Genomic DNA, 17,809 nt, shown 5'->3' on the forward strand with positions numbered 1-17,809 from the left:
GTCCGCGGCCTATGCCGGCGGCAGCACCTTGCCCGGGTTGAGGATGCCATCCGGATCCAGCGCGGCCTTGATCGCGCGCATCGCCGCCAGCGTTTCCGCGGTGAACGCCTTCGCCATGAAATCACGCTTGGCCAGGCCGATGCCGTGTTCGCCCGACAGCGTGCCGCCCAGCGCCAGCGTCAGCTCGAAGATCTTCGGCAGCGCGGCATGCGCGCGTGCGTTCTCGTCGGCATCGTCCGGGTGGTACAGGATGTTGACGTGCAGGTTGCCGTTGCCGGCATGGCCGAAGGTGACGATGGTCAGCGAATAGTCGCGGGCCAGTACCTGCACGCCGGCCACCAGATCGGGGATGCGCGATACCGGTACCACTACGTCTTCGTTGATCTTGCCCGGGGCGACGCTGCGCAGCGCGGGCGACAAGGCCTTGCGTGCGGCCCACAGCTGGTCGCGCGCGCGGCCTTCCATTGCCACGTCCAGTGCGATCATGCCGTCACCTTCGGCGGCGGTCGCCAATGCCTGCAGCAGATAGGGCAGGGTGTCGTGGTCGCCATCGGCCTCGACCAGCAGCATCGCGCCAGCGTCGGGTACGTCGGCACCATTGAGGCGCAGCAGCTCCAGGCTGCGTGCGTCCATGAATTCCAAGCGCGTGGGAACGACCGGCTGCGACATCAGCCGCGACACCGCAGCGGCGGCCGCGTCGGCATCGCGGTACAGCACGCGCAGCCCGGCCTGGCTGACCGGCAGCGGGGTCAGCTTCAGCGTGGCTTCCACGATCAGCGCCAGTGTGCCTTCGCTGCCCACCAGAAGATGGGTGAGGTCGTAGCCGGTGGCGTCCTTGGTGTAGGCGCCGCCACAGCGGATCACCTCGCCGGTACCTGTCACTGCTACCAGGCCCAGCACGTTGTCGCGGCTGGTGCCGTACTTCACCGCGCGCGGACCACCGGCATTGCAGGCCAGGTTGCCGCCGATGCTGCAGATCTCGGCGCTGGACGGGTCCGGTGCCCAGAACAGGCCGTGCGGTGCCAGCGCCTGCTGCAGCGTTCCGTTGAGTACGCCCGGCTGCACCACCGCGCAGCGGTCGCCGGCGCGGATCTCGAGGATGCGATCCATGCGGGTGAACGACAGCACGATGCTGCCGGGCACTGGCACGGCGGCGCCGGTGGTGCCGGTGCCCGCACCGCGCGCGACCAGGGCCACGCCATGCGCGCGGCAGGCACGCACCAGCGCCTGCACCTGTTCGATGTCGGCCGGCAATGCCACCGCAGCCGGGCGCTGGTGGCGCCACGAGTTGTCCTGCGCGTTCGCCTCCAGTGCGCCGTCATCCATGCGCCAGCCGTCGCTGCCCAGCAGGGCGGTCAGTTCGGCAACCAATGAGGAGGGCAGGGCAGTACTCATGACAGATCTCGTGGGGCAGCGGGGGCGGGGTGAATCAGTTTCCAGGCGATGACAGCGCCGGCCAGCGGCAGCCACACCCAGCGCAGTTCCGACAGCAGGGTGGCCAGGCCGCGCGCGCTGAAGAACTGCGGCGCGAACGGCGACACGCGGATCGGCCGCCAGGGTGCGAAGAAGCGGTGTTCGCTCCAGGGCCAGGCCAGCGCAACGCCAAGGCCGCCGGAGGTCAACGCATCCAGCAGTGGATGGCTGGCGGCGCAGACGAACACGAACGCCGCCGCTTGTACGGTAGATGCCAAGGTTGGCTTTGCCGTGGTAGCTGCCAACCTTGGTTGGCACAGCACCGCCAACCAAGGTTGGCGACTACCGGAGCTGAGCGGCGCCGACCCAGGTCGGCGGCTACCAAAGAACGCCAACACCGCCGCCAACACGGCGAGCACCAGGGCGAACAGCAACGAGTGGCTGGCTCCGCGATGGCCGAACGCATCGGCGTAGGGAATGTGCAGGGCAAACGCGAGTACATCGGCGTCGGGCAGCATCGCCGCGATCACGCCGGCGCCCAGCAGGCGCGGCGGAATGCGGCCGCGATCAGCAGCGCACCACAACGCCAGTGGCACCGCCGCGTGGGTGATGATCGACGGCATCAGTCACGCACCGTGGTAGTGCCGGCCAGGCTGCGCTCTGGTAGGTGCCAACCTTGGTTGGCACAGGAGCGCCGACCAAGGTCGGCCTCTACCAGAGCGGACGGTACCCATCAGCAATCATCCAACCGGAACGCATCGCGCAGCCAGTGCAGCTGCGGTGGTTCGCCCGTGGCTTCAACCACGTCGAAGCGGCAGGGCGCATCGGCCACGGCGGGGTGTTCCTGCAGGTACAGCTGCGCCGCGTGGATCAGGCGCCGGCATTTGCGCGGATCGACCGAGGCCGCGCCGCCACCGAAGTCCTGTCGCGCGCGGTAGCGCACTTCCACGAACACCACGGTGCCGGCGTCATCCATCACCAGGTCCAGTTCACCGCCGCGATAACGCACGTTGCGTGCGCGCGGCCGCAACCCGGCCTGCTGCAGATGCTGCTCGGCGGCGGCTTCCACCGCCGAGCCACGTTGCAGGTGCTCAGCGACCACCGGCGATCGGCATCGGCCGGCCACCGCTGAAGGTCGACCATGCCGGCTGGCGCAGGATGTTGCCGTTGCTGTCCAGGTACAGCGTGCCGGTGGCGCCGTCCAGGCCGCCTTCGGTGGCCAGCTTGTCCAGGTAGGCGCTGATCTTCCACGCATCGGCGCCGAAGGCGAACAGGCGGCTGGCGGCGCCGCGCGCGCTGGGCAGGGTCTGCGCGACCTGGGCAGCGGACGGCACGCCGGACACGCTGCGCACGTTCCAGGCTTCGTTCGGGTAGATGATGCCGTCCAGCGCCACGTCTTCTTCGACCTTGCCACTGCCGGTGGTCAGCTGCGAGGTACCCACGCGGGTGGCACCACCGGCACCGGCCAGCGCCAGCTGCGGGGCCAGCAGGCGGGCCTGCGGTGCACGTACGGCCAGGAACACGGCATCGACCGCGCCGGCGTTGCGCACCTGCGCGCTGATATCCCCCACCGTTTCGCTGATCGCGATGGTGGCGGCGACGCTGCCGCCGCGCTGGGCAAAGCGCTGGGCGAAGGCGGCTGCGGCGCGACGGCCGGTGTCGTCGCTGCTGTTGATCACCAGCGCCTTGCTGCGCTCGCGGCCACGCATGTATTCGGCGGCGACGATGCCATCGTCCTCCGGTGCCAGCGAGAAACCGGCGCTGCCGGCGGGCGGTGCATCCTTGCCGCGGTTCAGGCCGAGCACCGGTACCGGCAGCTGCTGGCGGCCGTACACGGCATCCACCTCGTCGCGGCCGAGCGGACCGACCACGAAGTCGGCGCCGGACGCCACGGCCTTGTCATACGCGGCCAGCGCACCGGCCGGGGTACCAGCGGTGTCGAAGAAGTTGACCTCCGGACGACGGCGGGTTTCACCGTAGTAGGCGCTGAGCAGGCCATCGCGCACCGGTTGTGCGGCGGTGGCCAGGCGGCCGCTGAGCGGCAGCAGCACGGCCAGCTTGGCCGGCGGGCGGTAGCCATCGCTCATCGCCGGCGGGCGCTTGCTGGTGTCGAACTGGGCGGCGCCATCGCGATCGAACGGGCGCGGCAGCGGCAGGCCACGGGCGATCAGTGCACGGCCTGCAAAGTTGTACAGCGGGTCATTGGCCGGCAAGGCGGCGGCGCGGCTGCGCAGGGTGGCATCGTCGAGGGTGCCGAGCAGGCCGGAGATGGCGGCTTGGTTCTCGCTGCGCGCGGTGCCGGTCAGGCCGGCATGCGCACGGGCGCGTTCGGTGGCGGCGCCAAAGGCATCGCCGGTGGCCTGCAGGGCACTGGCGCGGGCCAGTGACCAGCGCGTGCGCAGGCTCGGGTGCACGCTGTCGGCATGATCCTTCAGCAGGGCCAGTGCCTGCGCCGGCTGCTTGTCGGCCAGCGCCAGCTCGGCGCTGGCCAGCTGGTAACGCTGCAGGCTGGCGCCGGTCAGCTGGCGGGCGGTCACCTGGCCCAGCAGGCTGCGCGCGCGTGCGCTGTCGCCGGCCAGGTGCCAGGCCCAGGCCGCATCGGCCAGTGCGTTGCTGCGGGCACCGCCACGCAGGGTCGCGGCCAGCGCTTCCAGTTGCAGGGCGGCGTCGCGCGGCTTGCCTTGTTCAATCAGCGCCAGCGCCTGGCTCTGGGCCGGCGATTCGGGCGTGCTGACGAGGCTGGTGGTGGCACAACCGGCCAGCAGCATCAACGACAGCGACAGGGCAGAGATGCGTGCGGCGGGCTTGTTCATGATCGGGTCCATGCGATGAGGGCAGCGGCCTTGGCCAGGTACACGCTAGGATTCTACCCTTGCCCCGTGAGTACCGCTGAAATGAGTGTCCCAACCCTGTATGTCGTCGCCACGCCGATCGGCAACCTGGCCGATCTGAGCCCGCGCGCGCAGGAGGTATTGCGTTCGGTGGCGGCCATCTGCGCCGAGGACACCCGCCGCAGTGGCCAGCTGCTGTCCCATTTCGGCATCCAGCAGCCGCTGGTGGCCCTGCACGAACACAACGAAGAGGCCCTCGCCCAGCGCCTGGTGGCGCGGCTGCAGGCGGGCGAGTCGCTGGCGCTGGTCAGCGATGCCGGCACCCCGCTGGTCAGCGATCCGGGCTTCCGGCTGGTGCGTGCCGCGCGTGCTGCCGGCATCAAGGTCAGCCCGATTCCCGGCGCCTGCGCGGCCATCGCTGCGCTGAGCGTGGCCGGTCTGCCCAGCGACCGCTTCAGTTTCGAGGGATTCCTGCCGGCCAAGGCCAGCGGCCGCCGCGATCGCCTGCAGGGGCTGGCCGGCGAAGTGCGCACGATGGTGTTCTACGAATCCTCGCACCGCATCACCGAGTCGTTGGCCGACATGGCGGCGATCTTTGGCGGCGAGCGCCCGGCCGTGCTCGCGCGCGAGCTGACCAAGCTGTTCGAGACCGTGCTGGATGGCGACCTGGCCGGGCTGCTGGCGCAGGTGGAAGCCGATGACAACCAGCGCAAGGGCGAGTTCGTGGTGATGGTGCAGGGCGCTGGCGACGATGCCGAGGCGCAGCTGGCACATGGCCGGCACGTCTACGCCAAGCTGAGCGAGCACCTGCCACCGTCGACCGCGGCCAAGCTGGCGGCCGAGTTGACCGGCGCACCGCGCAAGGCGTTGTATGGCAGTTGAGCGGGTGAAGGAGATCCACGCCATGCGCGGATGAAAACACCCCGGAATGCAGTAGATCCACGCCATGCGTGGATGAAGTGGCCCTGGACAAGGATGAGGACGATGTCGGCAAAAGGACTTTCACTGGTGTTGGCTCTGGTCGTTTCCGCCCACGCGTGGGCGGGCGAGGAGATCGACCCATCGGATCTGGGGCGTGGCTTCACCGGCTATGAGCTGTTCGATCCTGGCCTGGTGCAGTTGCGGCAGGGCCCGTATGTGGAAGGCAACCACGCGATCGTCATCTACACCGCCGCACGGGAGGCGGTGGACCTGGCCGAGGGCTGCCCGCAGGTGGATCCCGCTGCGCGCGAAGCGATCGAGCAGGCCTACCAGCAGATGGCGGCCAGCCAGCACCGGTATGTAAGTGCGCGCCAGTGGACGCGGCTGCGCGAGGCGCTGCACGGCAGCTACAAGCAGCCGCCGCTGCGTGGCGTGCTGGAATGTGGCGCGTTCGCCATGCAGGCCCCGCATTTCGATGAACGTATGGCGGGGCGCCTGCTCGCCCACACCGAGATGTCGCGCTCGGCCAACGGTGCCGTCGATGATCGCGCCGACGCGTTGCGGCCCGTGCTGGGGTTGGGGATGGCGGGAGGGACGCTGGTCAATCACGTGCTCAACGGCAGCAACGCCGAGCGGGCCGGCCTGAAGGCAAATGACGAGGTGCTGTCGGTGCAGGGCACCGCCGTGGCGACGACCTACGGCATCGAACAGGTCCTTCGCGCGTACGCGCCCGGTGATCGCATCCAGCTGAAGGTGCGCCGCACGGTGCTGGATCTGGCAACCGGGGCCTCGTCGCAGGAGCTGGATATCGCGCTGGTGCTCCAATCGCGGGCAGCGCTGCTGGCCCGTTGAGCCTGCAGGTGCGGTGCGCAGCCACGCGTGGCGTGGCTCTACTGCGGGGGCAGATGAACCGCACGCCGCAATCAAACCGGCAGGGCGGGCCCGCATACGCTAGAATGCGCGCGGCGGAGTCGGCCAGACAGTCGCGTCATCCCTTCGGGGGTGCCGAGGAAAGTCCGGGCTCCATAGGGCAAGGTGCCAGGTAACGCCTGGGCGGCGCAAGCCGACGGAAAGTGCAACAGAAAGATACCGCCTACGTCTTCTTCGGAAGGCCGGTAAGGGTGAAATGGTGCGGTAAGAGCGCACCGCGAGTCTGGCAACAGACCGGTACGGCAAACCCCACCTGGAGCAAGACCAAATAGGGATCCATTGGCGCGGCCCGCGTTGGATCCGGGTAGGTTGCTTGAGCGTTGCGGCGACGTAACGCCTAGAGGAATGACTGTCCACGACAGAACCCGGCTTATCGGCCGGCTCCGCCCCTTCATTCCATCCACATCCATCCACGCATGGCGTGGATCTACCAACCTCCATGCACGCAGGGTGTGGATCTACCCCATCCACGCATGGCGTGGATCTACCAACGTCCATCCACGCATGGCGTGGATCTACCAACGTCCATCCACGCATGGCGTGGATCTACCTATCGCCCTCCACGCAGGGTGTGTGGACCTGGTAGTGCCGGCCGCTGGCCGGCAACCGCGTGACCTGCCCGAAGATCCAGAGGTTGCCGGCCAGCGGCCGGCACTACCGTTCCAGTCAGAAAATGACGTGACCCTGTCCGCTGGGTACGCCCTGCGGACCAAAGCGGCGCTCATGGATTTCGCCGTGGCCGTTGCCATCAATCAGCAGCACGGTACTGGCGCGGGTGCCGTAATCGTCACCACGGATGAAAGCGGGGCTGAGCCAGCGTTCGCGTTCCAGGCCGATGCCGGTATCGGGCAGGTCGCTGTCGACCGGGCGATGTTCATCGGCCAGGGCATCCCACAGTGGGGTCAGGTCCGGGGTCAGATTCCTTTCCCGTTGGGAAAGGAATCTGACCCCGTCTTGTTCCAGCCACGAGGACAGCGCATCCATCAGCCGCCGGGTCTTCGGCCAGGGCGCATCAAGCGCGCCGTTGGACATGCCATGCACGCCCGGGCCAAGCGTCTGCCGCTCGGCCGGGTGGTTGCCCAGATACTCCAGGCTGTGGCCATCGGCCAGCAGCAGGTTGAACGGGGCATAGGCAGTGGAGATCCCGGCCAGGCGTTCTATATGTATGCCCGCCGGATCGCGGCCACGCAGGTAGTCGGCCACCAGGGCGCCACGCGATGGCCCGGTCTGGGAAGCCTGCGGATCGCGGACGTTGGTCACCACCGCCATCCGGCCGCCGGCACCCACCCCGGCCCAGCCGCCGCCCGAGCGCAGGTCGCGTCCGCCGATGACCGACGTCTCATCCTGCCAGGGGGCCAGGGCCGCGGTCGGGCGGGCGTGGAACTCATCACGGTTGCCGGCCATCACCAGCCGCCAGCGCGGGTGGTGCAACCAGCCAATAGCAAGCAGGCACATGGCGCCATTGTGCCCGGTTTGCGCAGTCCGACGTCGCTTTCGGCCCGTTCCGGATGAATGCGCAGCCCATGTTTCACGCGCCCTCCACACCCCTGAACTTCCGTTCAATCTCAAAAATTGAGACGGATCAGCAACTTGTGGATAAACCTTGAACAACTCTCTAAACATCGGCGCAAACCATTGATGCGGCTGGCGATTTCCCTGCTGAAAAGTTGTTGACAACCCTTGGGCCGCTGCTAAGGTGGGCATCAGAGGGAAATCCGGGTGTTTTGTGGATTTTCGTGGTTCAATGTTTCACCGGGCGAAGGATAAGGTGCAGGCGTCGTGTTCCAGGGCGAGACGGCCATCACAGTTGACGACAAAGGACGCATGGCGGTTCCCACCGCTCACCGCGACCTGGTTGCGCGCGTCAGCAACAACCGTCTCGTGTTGACCTACAACCCCTTCGAATCCGGCTGCCTGTGGCTGTACGCCGAGTCGGAATGGGAGCGGGTACGCGACGACGTCATGTCCAAACCCAACACACAGCGCGTCGTACGTCTGCTGCAGCAGAAGCTGGTCGGTTCAGCCGCCCACCTGGAGCTGGACGGCAACGGTCGCATCAGCATTCCCGCCAGCCACCGCGGTGCGGTGGGCATTGAGAAGAAGGCGGTATTGCTCGGTATGGGCGACAAATTCGAATTGTGGAGCGAGCAGGCGCATCGGGCCCTGATCCAGCAGACGTTGTCTGATGAGGATCTGGGTGATGGGTTGCTCGACCTGAAGTTGTGAGCCGGGGTGCCCGGATGCGCCCAGAAGCGCAGACCGGTCACCTTCCGGTGTCGCAGTCGCCGGCGGTGCATCTGCCGGTCCTGTACACCCAGGTCCTGGAAGGCCTGAGGGTGATCGAAAACGGACGTTATCTGGATGGCACGTTCGGTCGTGGCGGTCATGCACGTGGCGTGCTCACCCAGCTCGGTCCCGAGGGACGCCTGCTGGTCATGGACAAGGATCCGGAAGCCATTGCCGTTGCCGAGCGCGATTTCGCGCCGGACCCGCGCGTGTCGATCTTCCGTGGCAGCTTCGCCCAGCTGCTGCAGTGGAACGAGACCGCCGAAGGCCTGGATGGCGTGCTGTTCGACCTTGGCGTGTCCTCGCCGCAGCTGGATGTGGCCGAGCGTGGCTTCAGCTTCGGCAAGGACGGCCCGCTGGACATGCGCATGGACCCGGACAGTGGCGAAAGCGCTGCGCAGTGGATCAACCGCGTGGAAGATCGCGAGATCGCCGACGTGCTGTGGACCTACGGCGAAGAGCGGCAGAGCCGGCGCATCGCCCGCGCCATCGTGGCCCGCCGCGAAAGGCAGCCGTTCACCCGTACCGCCGAACTGGCCGAGCTGATCGCCTCGGTGATGCCGCGCGGCAAGGACAAGATCCATCCGGCCACGCGCAGCTTCCAGGCCATCCGCATCCACATCAACCGCGAACTGGCCGACCTCGAAGCCGGCCTGGACGCGGCGGTGGAGCGCCTGAAGCCCGGTGGCCGGCTGGCGGTGATCAGCTTCCACTCGCTGGAAGACCGCATCGTCAAGCAGTACATGAACCGCCTGGCCAAGGCGCCGCCGGCCAACCGCCGGCTGCCCGAGGCGCAGGCCTTCGTGCCGACCCTGGACCTGATCGGCGGCGCCATCAAGGCCACCGACGAAGAGCTGGCGATGAACCCGCGCGCCCGCAGCGCCGTGCTGCGTGTGGCCCAGAAGCGGGAGGCCGATGCATGAGCCGGCTGCTGCTGATCATCCTGTTGGCCTGCACCGTGGCCTCGGCGATCGGCGTCGTGTTCGTGCGTCACCGTCACCGGCAGACGTTCATCGAGCTGTCGCGCGCCGAGCGTGCACGCGATGACCTGAACATCGAATTCGGCCGCCTGCAGCTGGAGCAGGCGACCCTGGCCGAAGCCAACCGCGTGGACAGCATCGCCCGCGAAAAGCTCGGCATGAAGTTCCCCGAAGCCGCCGACGTGGTGGTGGTGCGCCCATGAGCAAGACCGGCCGCAACCGTCCCCGCAACGCCTTCAACCTGCGCCAGCGCCTGCGCTGGGTGGCCCTGGCGCTCGGCCTGTGCTCGGTATCGCTGGTGGGTCGTGCCGCCTACGTGCAGATCATCAACAGCGACTTCTACCAGCGCCAGGGCGAAGCGCGTTACCTGCGCGAACTGCCGATCAAGACCTCGCGCGGCATGATCACCGACCGCAACGGCGAGCCGTTGGCGGTGTCCACCCCGGTCGCCTCGATCTGGGTGAACCCGCAGGACCTGCTGCGTTCGCCCGAGCGCATCCCCGAGCTGGCACAGGCGGTGGGCATGTCGGTGGACGAGCTGAGCAGCCGCCTGTCGCAGAAGTCGGACAAGGAATTCATGTACCTGCGTCGCCGGATCAATCCGGACGAGGCAGAGCGCGTGGTCGCGCTGAAGATTCCGGGCGTGGCGGCACAGCGTGAGTTCCGTCGCTTCTACCCGCAGGGTGAAGCGATGGCGCACGTGCTGGGCTTCACCAACATCGACGACCGTGGCCAGGAAGGCCTGGAGCTGGCCTTCGACGAATGGCTGCGTGGCAAGCCCGGCGGCAAGCGGGTGATCCGCAACCGCAAGGGCGAGACGGTCGAAAGCGATCTGCTGCGTGCGGCCGAGCCGGGCAAGGACCTGACCCTCAGCATCGACCGCCGCATCCAGTACCTGGCCTTCAAGGAACTGCGCAACGCGCTGGTGGCCAACAAGGCGGCCGGCGGTTCGATGGTGATCATGGACGTGACCACCGGCGAGATCCTGGCCATGGTCAACCTGCCGACCTACAACCCGAACTCGCTCAACGGCGCGGTGCCGGACACGCGCCGCAACCGCGCGGTGACCGATCTGGTCGAGCCGGGTTCGACGATGAAGCCGCTGACCATCGCCACCGCGCTGCAGTCCGGGGTGGTGACCAAGGACACCATCATCGATACAAACCCGGGCTACATGCAGGTTGCCCGTTTCACCATCCGCGATGTGCCGCGCAACAACGGCGTGCTGAACGTCACCGGTGTGATCACCCGCAGCTCCAACATCGGCGCGGCCAAGATCGCCGCGAAGATGCCCGACCAGGTGTTCTACGACGGCGTGCGCCGTTTCGGCTACGGCTCGGTGCCGCACAGTGGCTTCCCCGGCGAGTCCGGCGGTGTCGTGCGGCGCCCCGCCAACTGGGACGGCGCGACCAAGACGACCATGTCCTACGGCTATGGCCTGAATGTCACGCCGCTGCAGATCGCCACCGCGTACTCGGCGCTGGCCAACGGCGGCAAGCTGATCGCGCCGACCTTCGTCAAGGGCCAGCGCAACGAAGGCCAGCAGATCATCGACGAGAACGTCGCCAAGCAGGTGGTGGCGATGATGGAAACGGTGGTCACCCAGGGCGGCGCCAAGCAGGCGGCGGTGCTGGGCTACCGCGTGGCCGGCAAGACCGGCACCGCGCGCAAGACCGGCCCCGGTGGCTACGAGCGCGGCCACTACAACGCGCTGTTCGCCGGCGTGGTGCCGGCCACCAATCCGCGTTTTGCCACCGTCATCGTCATCAACGATCCGCAGGGCGGCAAGTTCTACGGCGGCCTGGTGTCGGCGCCGGTCTATCACAACGTGATGGAAGGCACCCTGCGCCTGATGGACGTGCCGCTGGATGACCTGCAGTCGTGGCTGGCTGCCCAGCAGTCCGGAAAGATCGGACATTCGGCCTCGGTGCTGCCGGTGCCGCCGGCCGAAGCCGCACTGCCGGTGGATGCCGCCGCTGAATTCGATGCCGCGCTGCCCAGCGCGCACCCCCATGTGCCGCCCGCCACGGGAGGCACGCAATGAGCCCTTCGATGTTGCTTTCGCAGTTGCTTCCGGACGTGGCCCTGGCGGGCCATGATCCCGTTCTGACCGGCCTGGTGCTGGACAGCCGTGCCGTGCGCCCCGGCAATGCCTTCGTTGCCATCGCCGGTTTCGGCGCGCATGGCCTGGGTTTTGTCGAGCAGGCGCGTGCTGCCGGTGCCGGCGCCATCCTGTTCGAAGCGCCGGCGCCTGCCGAGCTGCCTGCACCGGCCGATGCCATCGCCGTGCCGGACCTGCGCGCGCGTCTGGGGGCAATGGCCGACCAGTTCCATGGCGCGCCTTCGCGGGCGATGACCATGGTTGGCGTGACCGGCACCAACGGCAAGACCTCCACCGTGCAGCTGCTGGCCCAGGCCTGGCACCTGCTCGGTACGCCCAGTGGCAGTATCGGCACGTTGGGCGCCGGACTTTATGGTGCGGTCGAGCCGACCGGTTTCACCACCCCGCTGGTGCTGCAGATGCATGCGCTGCTGGCGCAGCTGCGCGACGATGGCGCGCGCGCGGTGGCGATGGAAGTCAGCTCGCATGCGCTGGACCAGGGCCGCGTGGATGCGGTGCACTACGACGTGGCGGTGTTCACCAATCTCACCCGCGATCACCTTGACTACCACGGCGACATGGCCAGCTACGGCGCGGCCAAGGCGCGGCTGTTCCATCGCCCGGGCCTGAAGGCGGCGGTCATCAATCTTGACGATGCGTTCGGTCGCCAGCTGTTCGCCGGCCTGCCGGCGGGCGTGCAGGCCATCGGCCTGAGCTCGCGTGGTGCCGACGGTGCCAGCGTGCGCGCCGAAGCGCTGCAGCTGGATGGCCGCGGCATCGGTTTCGAACTGGTCATCGACGGCCAGCGCGCTGCGGTGCAGTCGCCGCTGCTGGGCCGCTTCAACGTGGACAACCTGTTGGCCGTGGCTGGCAGCCTGCATGCGCTGGGGCATCCGCTGCCGCGCATCGCCGAGGTGCTGTCGGCACTGCAGCCGATCCGTGGCCGCATGAACCGCCTGGGCGGCGAAGATGGCCTGCCGACCGTGGTGGTTGATTACGCACACACCCCCGACGCGCTGGAACAGGCGCTGGACAGCCTGCACGGCCACCTGCAGGGCACGCTGTTCTGCGTGTTCGGCTGCGGTGGCGAGCGCGATACCGGCAAGCGCCCGCAGATGGCTGCCATTGCCGAGCGCCTGGCCAACCAGGTCATCGTCACCGACGACAACCCGCGTGGCGAAGACGGCGACGTGATCGTGGCCGACATCCTGGCCGGTTTCACCGATGCCTCGGCCGTGACCGTGCAGCGCAACCGCGCGCGTGCGATCGGCCTGGCGGTGAAGCGCGCTGGTGCCGGCGACATCATCCTGATCGCCGGCAAGGGCCACGAGCCCTATCAGGAAGTGAATGGCGTGCGGCATGACTTCGACGACACCGAAGTATCGGCCGCCGCGCTGGCTGCGAAGGCCGGTGTGTTGGCCGCTCAGGCCGGGGAGGGCGCCGCATGAAGCGCACCCTGCTTTCGCTGATCGCACACTGGGCCGGTGGCGAGATCCACGGCGACGACGTGGCCATCGACGCGGTCAGCAACGATACCCGCAGCCTTGGCCCGGGCAGCCTGTACGTGGCGCTGCGTGGCGAACGCTTCGACGGCCACGATTTTGCTGCCGACGCACAGGCACGTGGCGCCAGCGCATTGCTGGTCGAACGCCTGCTGCCGCTGGACCTGCCGCAGGTGCTGGTGGCCGACAGCGAGCGCGCGCTGGCGAAGATCGCCGCCGGCATGCAGCGCGACCGCGCGACCGAACTGTTCGCCATCACCGGCAGCAACGGCAAGACCAGCGTCAAGAGCCTGCTGCTGGCGATCCTGCAGCAGGTGGCCCAGCACGCGCACAAGGTGGTCTACGCCAACCCGGGCAACCGCAACAACGAGATCGGCCTGCCGCTGGCGGTGATCGACGCACCGGAAGATGCCGACTACGCCGTCTACGAGATGGGCGCCGGCAAGCCGGGCGACATCGCCTACCTGACCGACATCGCGCGCCCGCGCTATGCCCTGGTCAACAACATCGCCCCGGCCCACCTGGAGCGGATGGGCAGCCTGCTCGGCGTGGCGGTGACCAAGGGCGCGATCTACGCCGCGCTGCCTGCCGATGGCGTGGCCGTGATCAACGCCGACGATGCCTACGGGCGCTGGTTCGAACAGCATTTCATCGGTACCCCGGCACGTTGCCGGGTGCTGCGCTATGGCCTGGAACACACCGCCGACGTCACCGCGCGCGACATCCGCGCCGGTGCGCAGGGCAGCCGCTTCACCCTGGTCACGCCGATGGGCGAGGCGGGCGTGGTGCTGGGCCTGCCGGGCCGCCACAACATCAGCAATGCGCTGGCCGCCGCCAGCCTGGCGCTTGCCGCCGGCATCGAGCTGTCACTGGTGGCCACCGGCCTGGCGGAAGCGCAGCCGGTGCCGGGCCGCCAGATCGCCCATCAGCTGCACAACGGCGCGGTGCTGGTGGACGACAGCTACAACGCCAACCCTGGTTCGCTGGCCGCCGCCATCGACGCACTGGCCGCCGCCCCGGAAGAGGGCTGGCTGGTGCTGGGTGACATGCGCGAGCTGGGCGCCGACGCCGAGGCGCTGCATGCACAGGCGGGCATCCGCGCGCGTGCCGCCGGCCTCAAGCGCCTGTATGCGCTGGGCCCGCTCAGCGCCGCTGCCGCCGCTGCGTTTGGCGAGGGCGGACATCATTTCACCACCCATGACGCGCTGTCGCAGGCGCTGAAGGAAGCGCTGCACGCCGGCGTGCGCTGCCTGGTCAAGGGTTCCCGTGGCAGCGCCATGGACACGATTGTCAAAGCGCTGCTGGCGCAAGGAGAGGAATCCCCGCATGTTGTATGAACTGGCTCGATGGTTGCAGCAGTTGGAGAGCCTGTTCGGGCTGTTCAACTACCAGACGTTCCGCGCCATCCTTGCCGCGTTGACGGCGCTGTTCCTGTCGCTGTGGCTCGGCCCGGCGATGATCCGCAAGCTTGCCCAGTTCAAGGGCGGCCAGCCGATCCGGACCGATGGTCCGCAGACCCATTTCTCCAAGGCCGGCACGCCGACCATGGGTGGTTCGCTGATCCTGCTCACCGTCACCCTGTCGGTGCTGATGTGGGCCGACCTGCGCAACCGCTACGTGTGGCTGGTGCTGGCGGTGATGCTGTGCTTCGGCGCCATCGGCTGGTACGACGACTGGATCAAGATCGTCCGTCGCGACCCGAACGGCCTGAAGTCGCGCTGGAAGTATCTGCTGCAGTCGATCTTCGGCCTGGCTGCGGGCATCTTCCTGTTCCAGACCGCCGACGTACCGGCGGCGCTGACCTTCTACATCCCGATGTTCAAGTCGGTGGCGCTGCCGCTGGCCGGCATCGGCTTCGTGGCCATCGCCTATTTCTGGATCGTCGGCTTCTCCAACGCGGTCAACCTGACCGACGGCCTGGACGGGCTGGCGATCATGCCGACGGTGCTGGTGGCCTGCGCGCTGGGCGTGTTCGCCTATGCGTCGGGCAACGCGGTGTTCGCCAACTACCTGCAGATCCCGCAGATTCCGGGCGCCGGTGAGCTGGTCATCATCTGTGCGGCGATCGCCGGCGCGGGGCTGGGCTTCCTGTGGTTCAACACCTATCCGGCCATGGTGTTCATGGGCGATATCGGCGCGCTGTCGCTGGGCGCGGTGCTGGGCACCATCGCGGTGATCACCCGCCAGGAACTGGTGCTGGTGATCATGGGCGGCGTGTTCGTCATCGAAACGCTGTCGGTGATGATCCAGGTCGCCTCGTTCAAGCTGACCGGCAAGCGCGTGTTCCGCATGGCGCCGATCCACCACCACTTCGAACTGAAGGGCTGGCCGGAGCCGCGCGTGATCGTGCGCTTCTGGATCATCTCCGTCGTGCTGGTGCTGATCGGCCTGGCCACGTTGAAGGTACGCTGATGAATGACCTGTCGCACCAGGCAACACGCCTTGAGGCCATCGGTGGCAGCTACGACAAGTGGCTGCTCGGCGCGATGATCGCGCTCACCGGGCTGGGCGTGGTGATGGTGGCGTCCAGCTCGATCGCGTTGATGAGCAGCCCGTTCTATTACCTCAACCGCCACCTGATCTTCCTGGCGGTCGGCATCGTGCTGGCCATCTTCGCCGCGCGTACCGAGCTGAAGACCATCGAGCAGTACAACCAGATGCTGCTGCTGGGCTGCTTCGCGCTGCTGGTGGTGGTGTTCGTGCCCGGCCTGGGCAGCAGCGTCAACGGTGCCCGCCGCTGGATCAACCTGGGCATCTCCAAGTTCCAGACGGTCGAAGCGGTGAAGGTGCTCTACATCGTCTGGCTGTCCAGCTACCTGGTGCGCTTCCGCGACGAGGTCAACGCGACCTGGCCGGCGATGCTCAAGCCGCTGGGCGTGGCCGGTGCGCTGGTGGTGCTGCTGCTGCTGCAGCCCGACTTCGGCTCGTCCACCCTGCTGCTGGCGATCACCGCCGGCATGCTGGTGCTGGGCGGGGTGAACATGCCGCGCATGTCGATGCCGGTGGTGATCGGCCTGGTGGGCATGAGCGCGCTGGCGATCATCGAGCCGTACCGCATGCGCCGCATCACCTCCTTCCTCGACCCGTGGGCCGACCAGCAGGGCGACGGCTACCAGCTGTCCAACGCGCTGATGGCGGTGGGCCGCGGCGAGTGGACCGGCGTTGGCCTGGGCAATTCGGTGCAGAAGCTGTACTACCTGCCCGAGGCGCACACCGACTTCATCTTCTCGGTCACCGCCGAGGAATTCGGCTTCCTGGGCACCTGCGTGATCGTGGCCCTGTACGCACTGCTGGTCGGCCGCACCTTCTGGCTGGGCATGCGCTGCGTGGAAATGAAGCGCCACTTCTCCGGCTACATCGCCTTCGGCATCGGCCTGTGGATCAGCATGCAGACCTTCGTTTCGATCGGCGTGAACCTGGGCATCCTGCCGACCAAGGGCCTGACCCTGCCGCTGATTTCGTCGGGTGGTTCGTCGGTGCTGATGACCTGCGTGGCGATGGGCCTGCTGCTGCGCGTGTCCTATGAACTCAAGCGCGCCGAGCGCCGCCAGGCCGTGCGCATGGGCGCTGCCGACGATGTTGCCGGCCCTGCCGCCGCCGAGCCTTCTGCTGCACCGGTGGCGAAGAACGTGCCGATGGCTGCCGAACCGGCCGCGGCCGAGCCGGCCGCCGTGCGTGGCACCAGCCGCCTGCAGTCGCGCGTCGAACCCACCTTCGGGAGGCTCGGATGAGCGCGGCCCAGAACAACAACCGGCCGGTGATGATCCTGGCCGGTGGTACCGGCGGGCACATCTTCCCGGGCCTGGCCGTGGCCCGCGTGCTGCGCGCGCGTGGCGTGCCGGTCACCTGGATGGGCGCTGATGGCGCCATGGAAACCCGCCTGGTTCCGCAGCACGACATCCACATTGATACGCTGGCCATCACCGGTCTGCGCGGCAAGGGCAAGCTGGCGCTGCTGGCCGCGCCGTGGCGCCTGATGCGCGCGCTGCGTGCGGCCGGCCTGATCATTCGTGATCGCCAGCCGCGTGCGGTGGTCGCCTTCGGTGGCTTCGCTTCCGGCCCCGGTGGCATGGCCGCGCGCCTGCACGGCCTACCGCTGGTCGTGCACGAACAGAACCGCGCGCCGGGCCTGACCAACCGCATCCTGTCGCGCTACGCGCGCCGCCTGCTGACCGGTTTCCCGGGCACCTTCGCTGCACGCGAAGAGTTCGTGGGCAATCCGGTGCGCGCCGAAATCGCCGCCGTCGCGCCGCCGCAGCAGCGGCTGGCCGATCGCAGCGGTCCGCTGCGCCTGCTGGTGCTGGGCGGCAGCCAGGGCGCACGCGCGCTCAACAGTGGCGTGCCGCAGGCACTGGCCAGCCTGGGTGCGCAGGTGCCGGTGGTGGTGCGTCACCAGAGCGGCGAGAAGCTGCATGCCGAAGCGGTCGAGGCCTATGCCAAGGCCGGCGTGCAGGGCGAGGTCACACCGTTCATCGCCGACATGGCCGAAGCCTTCGCCTGGGCCGACCTGGTGGTGTGCCGTTCCGGCGCGTCCACGCTGGCCGAACTCTGTGCGGTCGGCATCGGCAGCGTGCTGGTGCCATTCCCCGCTGCTGTCGACGATCACCAGACCCGCAATGCGGAGTACCTGGTCGAGCGCGATGCAGCCGTATTGCTGAAGCAGGACGAAACGCTGGCAGACGGCATTGCCGCGCTGCTGCGTGATCTGTCCGAAAATCCCGCCCGCCGCATGCAGATGGCGCAAGCCGCGCGTGCCCTGGCCAAGGTCGATGCCGCCGAGCGCATCGCCGATATCATTCTCGAGGAAGCTGTATGAAGAAGGCACGCTCCAGCGCCTGCCCTGCG

Annotated in this window: 16 protein-coding genes and 1 other RNA gene; 12 read left to right on the forward strand and 5 right to left on the reverse strand. The window is 68.1% G+C overall.

Translation table 11 applies throughout. The features are described from left to right. Positions 1 to 9: 9 nt before the first annotated feature. The 4 genes from J2X70_RS11960 to J2X70_RS11975 form a co-directional block, all read right to left on the reverse strand. A complete protein-coding gene (locus J2X70_RS11960; RefSeq protein ID WP_309910503.1) occupies positions 10 to 1,395 on the reverse strand; it encodes an FAD-linked oxidase C-terminal domain-containing protein in 1,386 nt (461 codons plus the stop codon). Continuing rightward, a complete protein-coding gene (locus tag J2X70_RS11965) occupies positions 1,392 to 2,036 on the reverse strand; it encodes a metal-dependent hydrolase (RefSeq protein WP_218788686.1) in 645 nt (214 codons plus the stop codon). Before J2X70_RS11965 ends, J2X70_RS11960 begins: the two co-directional genes overlap by 4 nt. A 110-nt stretch (positions 2,037 to 2,146) precedes the next feature. Then, the gene (locus J2X70_RS11970; RefSeq protein ID WP_032974901.1) at positions 2,147 to 2,515 is read right to left on the reverse strand and encodes a YraN family protein; all 369 of its coding nucleotides are present in this window, start codon (positions 2,513 to 2,515) and stop codon (positions 2,147 to 2,149) included. Next, a complete protein-coding gene (locus J2X70_RS11975) occupies positions 2,505 to 4,226 on the reverse strand; it encodes a penicillin-binding protein activator (protein ID WP_025876609.1) in 1,722 nt (573 codons plus the stop codon). The genes J2X70_RS11970 and J2X70_RS11975 overlap by 11 nt, the downstream gene beginning before the upstream one ends. A gap of 81 nt (positions 4,227 to 4,307) precedes the next feature. On the opposite strand from J2X70_RS11975, the gene rsmI reads away from it, so the two are divergent. From rsmI to rnpB, 3 genes are all read left to right on the forward strand, one after another. Further along, positions 4,308 to 5,126, forward strand: coding sequence for a 16S rRNA (cytidine(1402)-2'-O)-methyltransferase (rsmI, locus tag J2X70_RS11980; RefSeq protein ID WP_025876607.1), 819 nt, complete (start codon positions 4,308 to 4,310; stop codon positions 5,124 to 5,126). 102 nt (positions 5,127 to 5,228) lie between these two features. After that, positions 5,229 to 6,017, forward strand: coding sequence for a PDZ domain-containing protein (locus tag J2X70_RS11985; RefSeq protein ID WP_032974904.1), 789 nt, complete (start codon positions 5,229 to 5,231; stop codon positions 6,015 to 6,017). 115 nt (positions 6,018 to 6,132) lie between these two features. After that, positions 6,133 to 6,484: RNase P RNA component class A (gene rnpB / locus J2X70_RS11990), an RNA gene on the forward strand. Between the two features lie 277 nt (positions 6,485 to 6,761). Here the strand turns inward: rnpB and J2X70_RS11995 are convergent. Further along, positions 6,762 to 7,550 carry an NRDE family protein gene (locus J2X70_RS11995; RefSeq protein ID WP_059066017.1) on the reverse strand — a complete coding sequence of 263 codons (789 nt, stop codon included), beginning with the start codon at positions 7,548 to 7,550 and terminating at the stop codon, positions 6,762 to 6,764. A 324-nt stretch (positions 7,551 to 7,874) separates the two neighbouring features. On the opposite strand from J2X70_RS11995, the gene mraZ reads away from it, so the two are divergent. From mraZ to murG, 9 genes are read left to right on the forward strand one after another with little or no spacing between them, the layout of a single operon-like run. Then, entirely contained in the window at positions 7,875 to 8,321 is a 447-nt protein-coding gene (gene mraZ, locus J2X70_RS12000) for a division/cell wall cluster transcriptional repressor MraZ (RefSeq protein ID WP_025876601.1), read from the forward strand. Between the two features lie 14 nt (positions 8,322 to 8,335). Beyond that, positions 8,336 to 9,304, forward strand: coding sequence for a 16S rRNA (cytosine(1402)-N(4))-methyltransferase RsmH (gene rsmH, locus J2X70_RS12005; RefSeq protein WP_263929421.1), 969 nt, complete (start codon positions 8,336 to 8,338; stop codon positions 9,302 to 9,304). Continuing rightward, positions 9,301 to 9,564, forward strand: a complete 264-nt coding sequence (ftsL, locus tag J2X70_RS12010) for a cell division protein FtsL (protein ID WP_025876599.1) — start codon at positions 9,301 to 9,303, stop codon at positions 9,562 to 9,564. Before rsmH ends, ftsL begins: the two co-directional genes overlap by 4 nt. Beyond that, positions 9,561 to 11,405, forward strand: a complete 1,845-nt coding sequence (locus J2X70_RS12015; RefSeq protein ID WP_025876598.1) for a penicillin-binding protein 2 — start codon at positions 9,561 to 9,563, stop codon at positions 11,403 to 11,405. Before ftsL ends, J2X70_RS12015 begins: the two co-directional genes overlap by 4 nt. After that, positions 11,402 to 12,910: a UDP-N-acetylmuramoyl-L-alanyl-D-glutamate--2,6-diaminopimelate ligase gene (locus J2X70_RS12020; protein ID WP_025876596.1), complete on the forward strand. Its 1,509-nt coding sequence runs from the start codon at positions 11,402 to 11,404 to the stop codon at positions 12,908 to 12,910. The genes J2X70_RS12015 and J2X70_RS12020 overlap by 4 nt, the downstream gene beginning before the upstream one ends. Then, a complete protein-coding gene (gene murF, locus J2X70_RS12025) occupies positions 12,907 to 14,301 on the forward strand; it encodes a UDP-N-acetylmuramoyl-tripeptide--D-alanyl-D-alanine ligase (protein WP_032974908.1) in 1,395 nt (464 codons plus the stop codon). Before J2X70_RS12020 ends, murF begins: the two co-directional genes overlap by 4 nt. After that, complete coding sequence (mraY, locus tag J2X70_RS12030; RefSeq protein ID WP_025876592.1) at positions 14,291 to 15,376, forward strand: phospho-N-acetylmuramoyl-pentapeptide-transferase; 1,086 nt, start codon at positions 14,291 to 14,293, stop codon at positions 15,374 to 15,376. The genes murF and mraY overlap by 11 nt, the downstream gene beginning before the upstream one ends. After that, positions 15,376 to 16,695 carry a putative lipid II flippase FtsW gene (gene ftsW, locus J2X70_RS12035; protein WP_025876590.1) on the forward strand — a complete coding sequence of 440 codons (1,320 nt, stop codon included), beginning with the start codon at positions 15,376 to 15,378 and terminating at the stop codon, positions 16,693 to 16,695. Before mraY ends, ftsW begins: the two co-directional genes overlap by 1 nt. Then, complete coding sequence (murG, locus tag J2X70_RS12040; protein ID WP_080150008.1) at positions 16,692 to 17,780, forward strand: undecaprenyldiphospho-muramoylpentapeptide beta-N-acetylglucosaminyltransferase; 1,089 nt, start codon at positions 16,692 to 16,694, stop codon at positions 17,778 to 17,780. The genes ftsW and murG overlap by 4 nt, the downstream gene beginning before the upstream one ends. Positions 17,781 to 17,809 lie beyond the last annotated feature (29 nt).

This window comes from Stenotrophomonas sp. 1337, assembly GCF_031455455.1.
Taxonomy (GTDB): domain Bacteria; phylum Pseudomonadota; class Gammaproteobacteria; order Xanthomonadales; family Xanthomonadaceae; genus Stenotrophomonas; species Stenotrophomonas indicatrix.

Excerpts from the sequence above, each read along its gene's own strand:
- rsmI (WP_025876607.1), top strand. The coding sequence starts at position 4,308 with ATGAGTGTCCCAACCCTGTATGTCGTCGCCACGCCGATCGGCAACCTG.
- J2X70_RS11975 (WP_025876609.1), bottom strand. The coding sequence starts at position 4,226 with ATGAACAAGCCCGCCGCACGCATCTCTGCCCTGTCGCTGTCGTTGATG.
- J2X70_RS11960 (WP_309910503.1), bottom strand. The coding sequence starts at position 1,395 with ATGAGTACTGCCCTGCCCTCCTCATTGGTTGCCGAACTGACCGCCCTG.
- J2X70_RS11965 (WP_218788686.1), bottom strand. The coding sequence starts at position 2,036 with ATGCCGTCGATCATCACCCACGCGGCGGTGCCACTGGCGTTGTGGTGC.
- rsmH (WP_263929421.1), top strand. The coding sequence starts at position 8,336 with ATGCGCCCAGAAGCGCAGACCGGTCACCTTCCGGTGTCGCAGTCGCCG.
- mraY (WP_025876592.1), top strand. The coding sequence starts at position 14,291 with ATGTTGTATGAACTGGCTCGATGGTTGCAGCAGTTGGAGAGCCTGTTC.
- ftsL (WP_025876599.1), top strand. The coding sequence starts at position 9,301 with ATGAGCCGGCTGCTGCTGATCATCCTGTTGGCCTGCACCGTGGCCTCG.
- murF (WP_032974908.1), top strand. The coding sequence starts at position 12,907 with ATGAAGCGCACCCTGCTTTCGCTGATCGCACACTGGGCCGGTGGCGAG.
- J2X70_RS11995 (WP_059066017.1), bottom strand. The coding sequence starts at position 7,550 with ATGTGCCTGCTTGCTATTGGCTGGTTGCACCACCCGCGCTGGCGGCTG.
- ftsW (WP_025876590.1), top strand. The coding sequence starts at position 15,376 with ATGAATGACCTGTCGCACCAGGCAACACGCCTTGAGGCCATCGGTGGC.
- J2X70_RS12020 (WP_025876596.1), top strand. The coding sequence starts at position 11,402 with ATGAGCCCTTCGATGTTGCTTTCGCAGTTGCTTCCGGACGTGGCCCTG.
- J2X70_RS12015 (WP_025876598.1), top strand. The coding sequence starts at position 9,561 with ATGAGCAAGACCGGCCGCAACCGTCCCCGCAACGCCTTCAACCTGCGC.
- J2X70_RS11985 (WP_032974904.1), top strand. The coding sequence starts at position 5,229 with ATGTCGGCAAAAGGACTTTCACTGGTGTTGGCTCTGGTCGTTTCCGCC.
- murG (WP_080150008.1), top strand. The coding sequence starts at position 16,692 with ATGAGCGCGGCCCAGAACAACAACCGGCCGGTGATGATCCTGGCCGGT.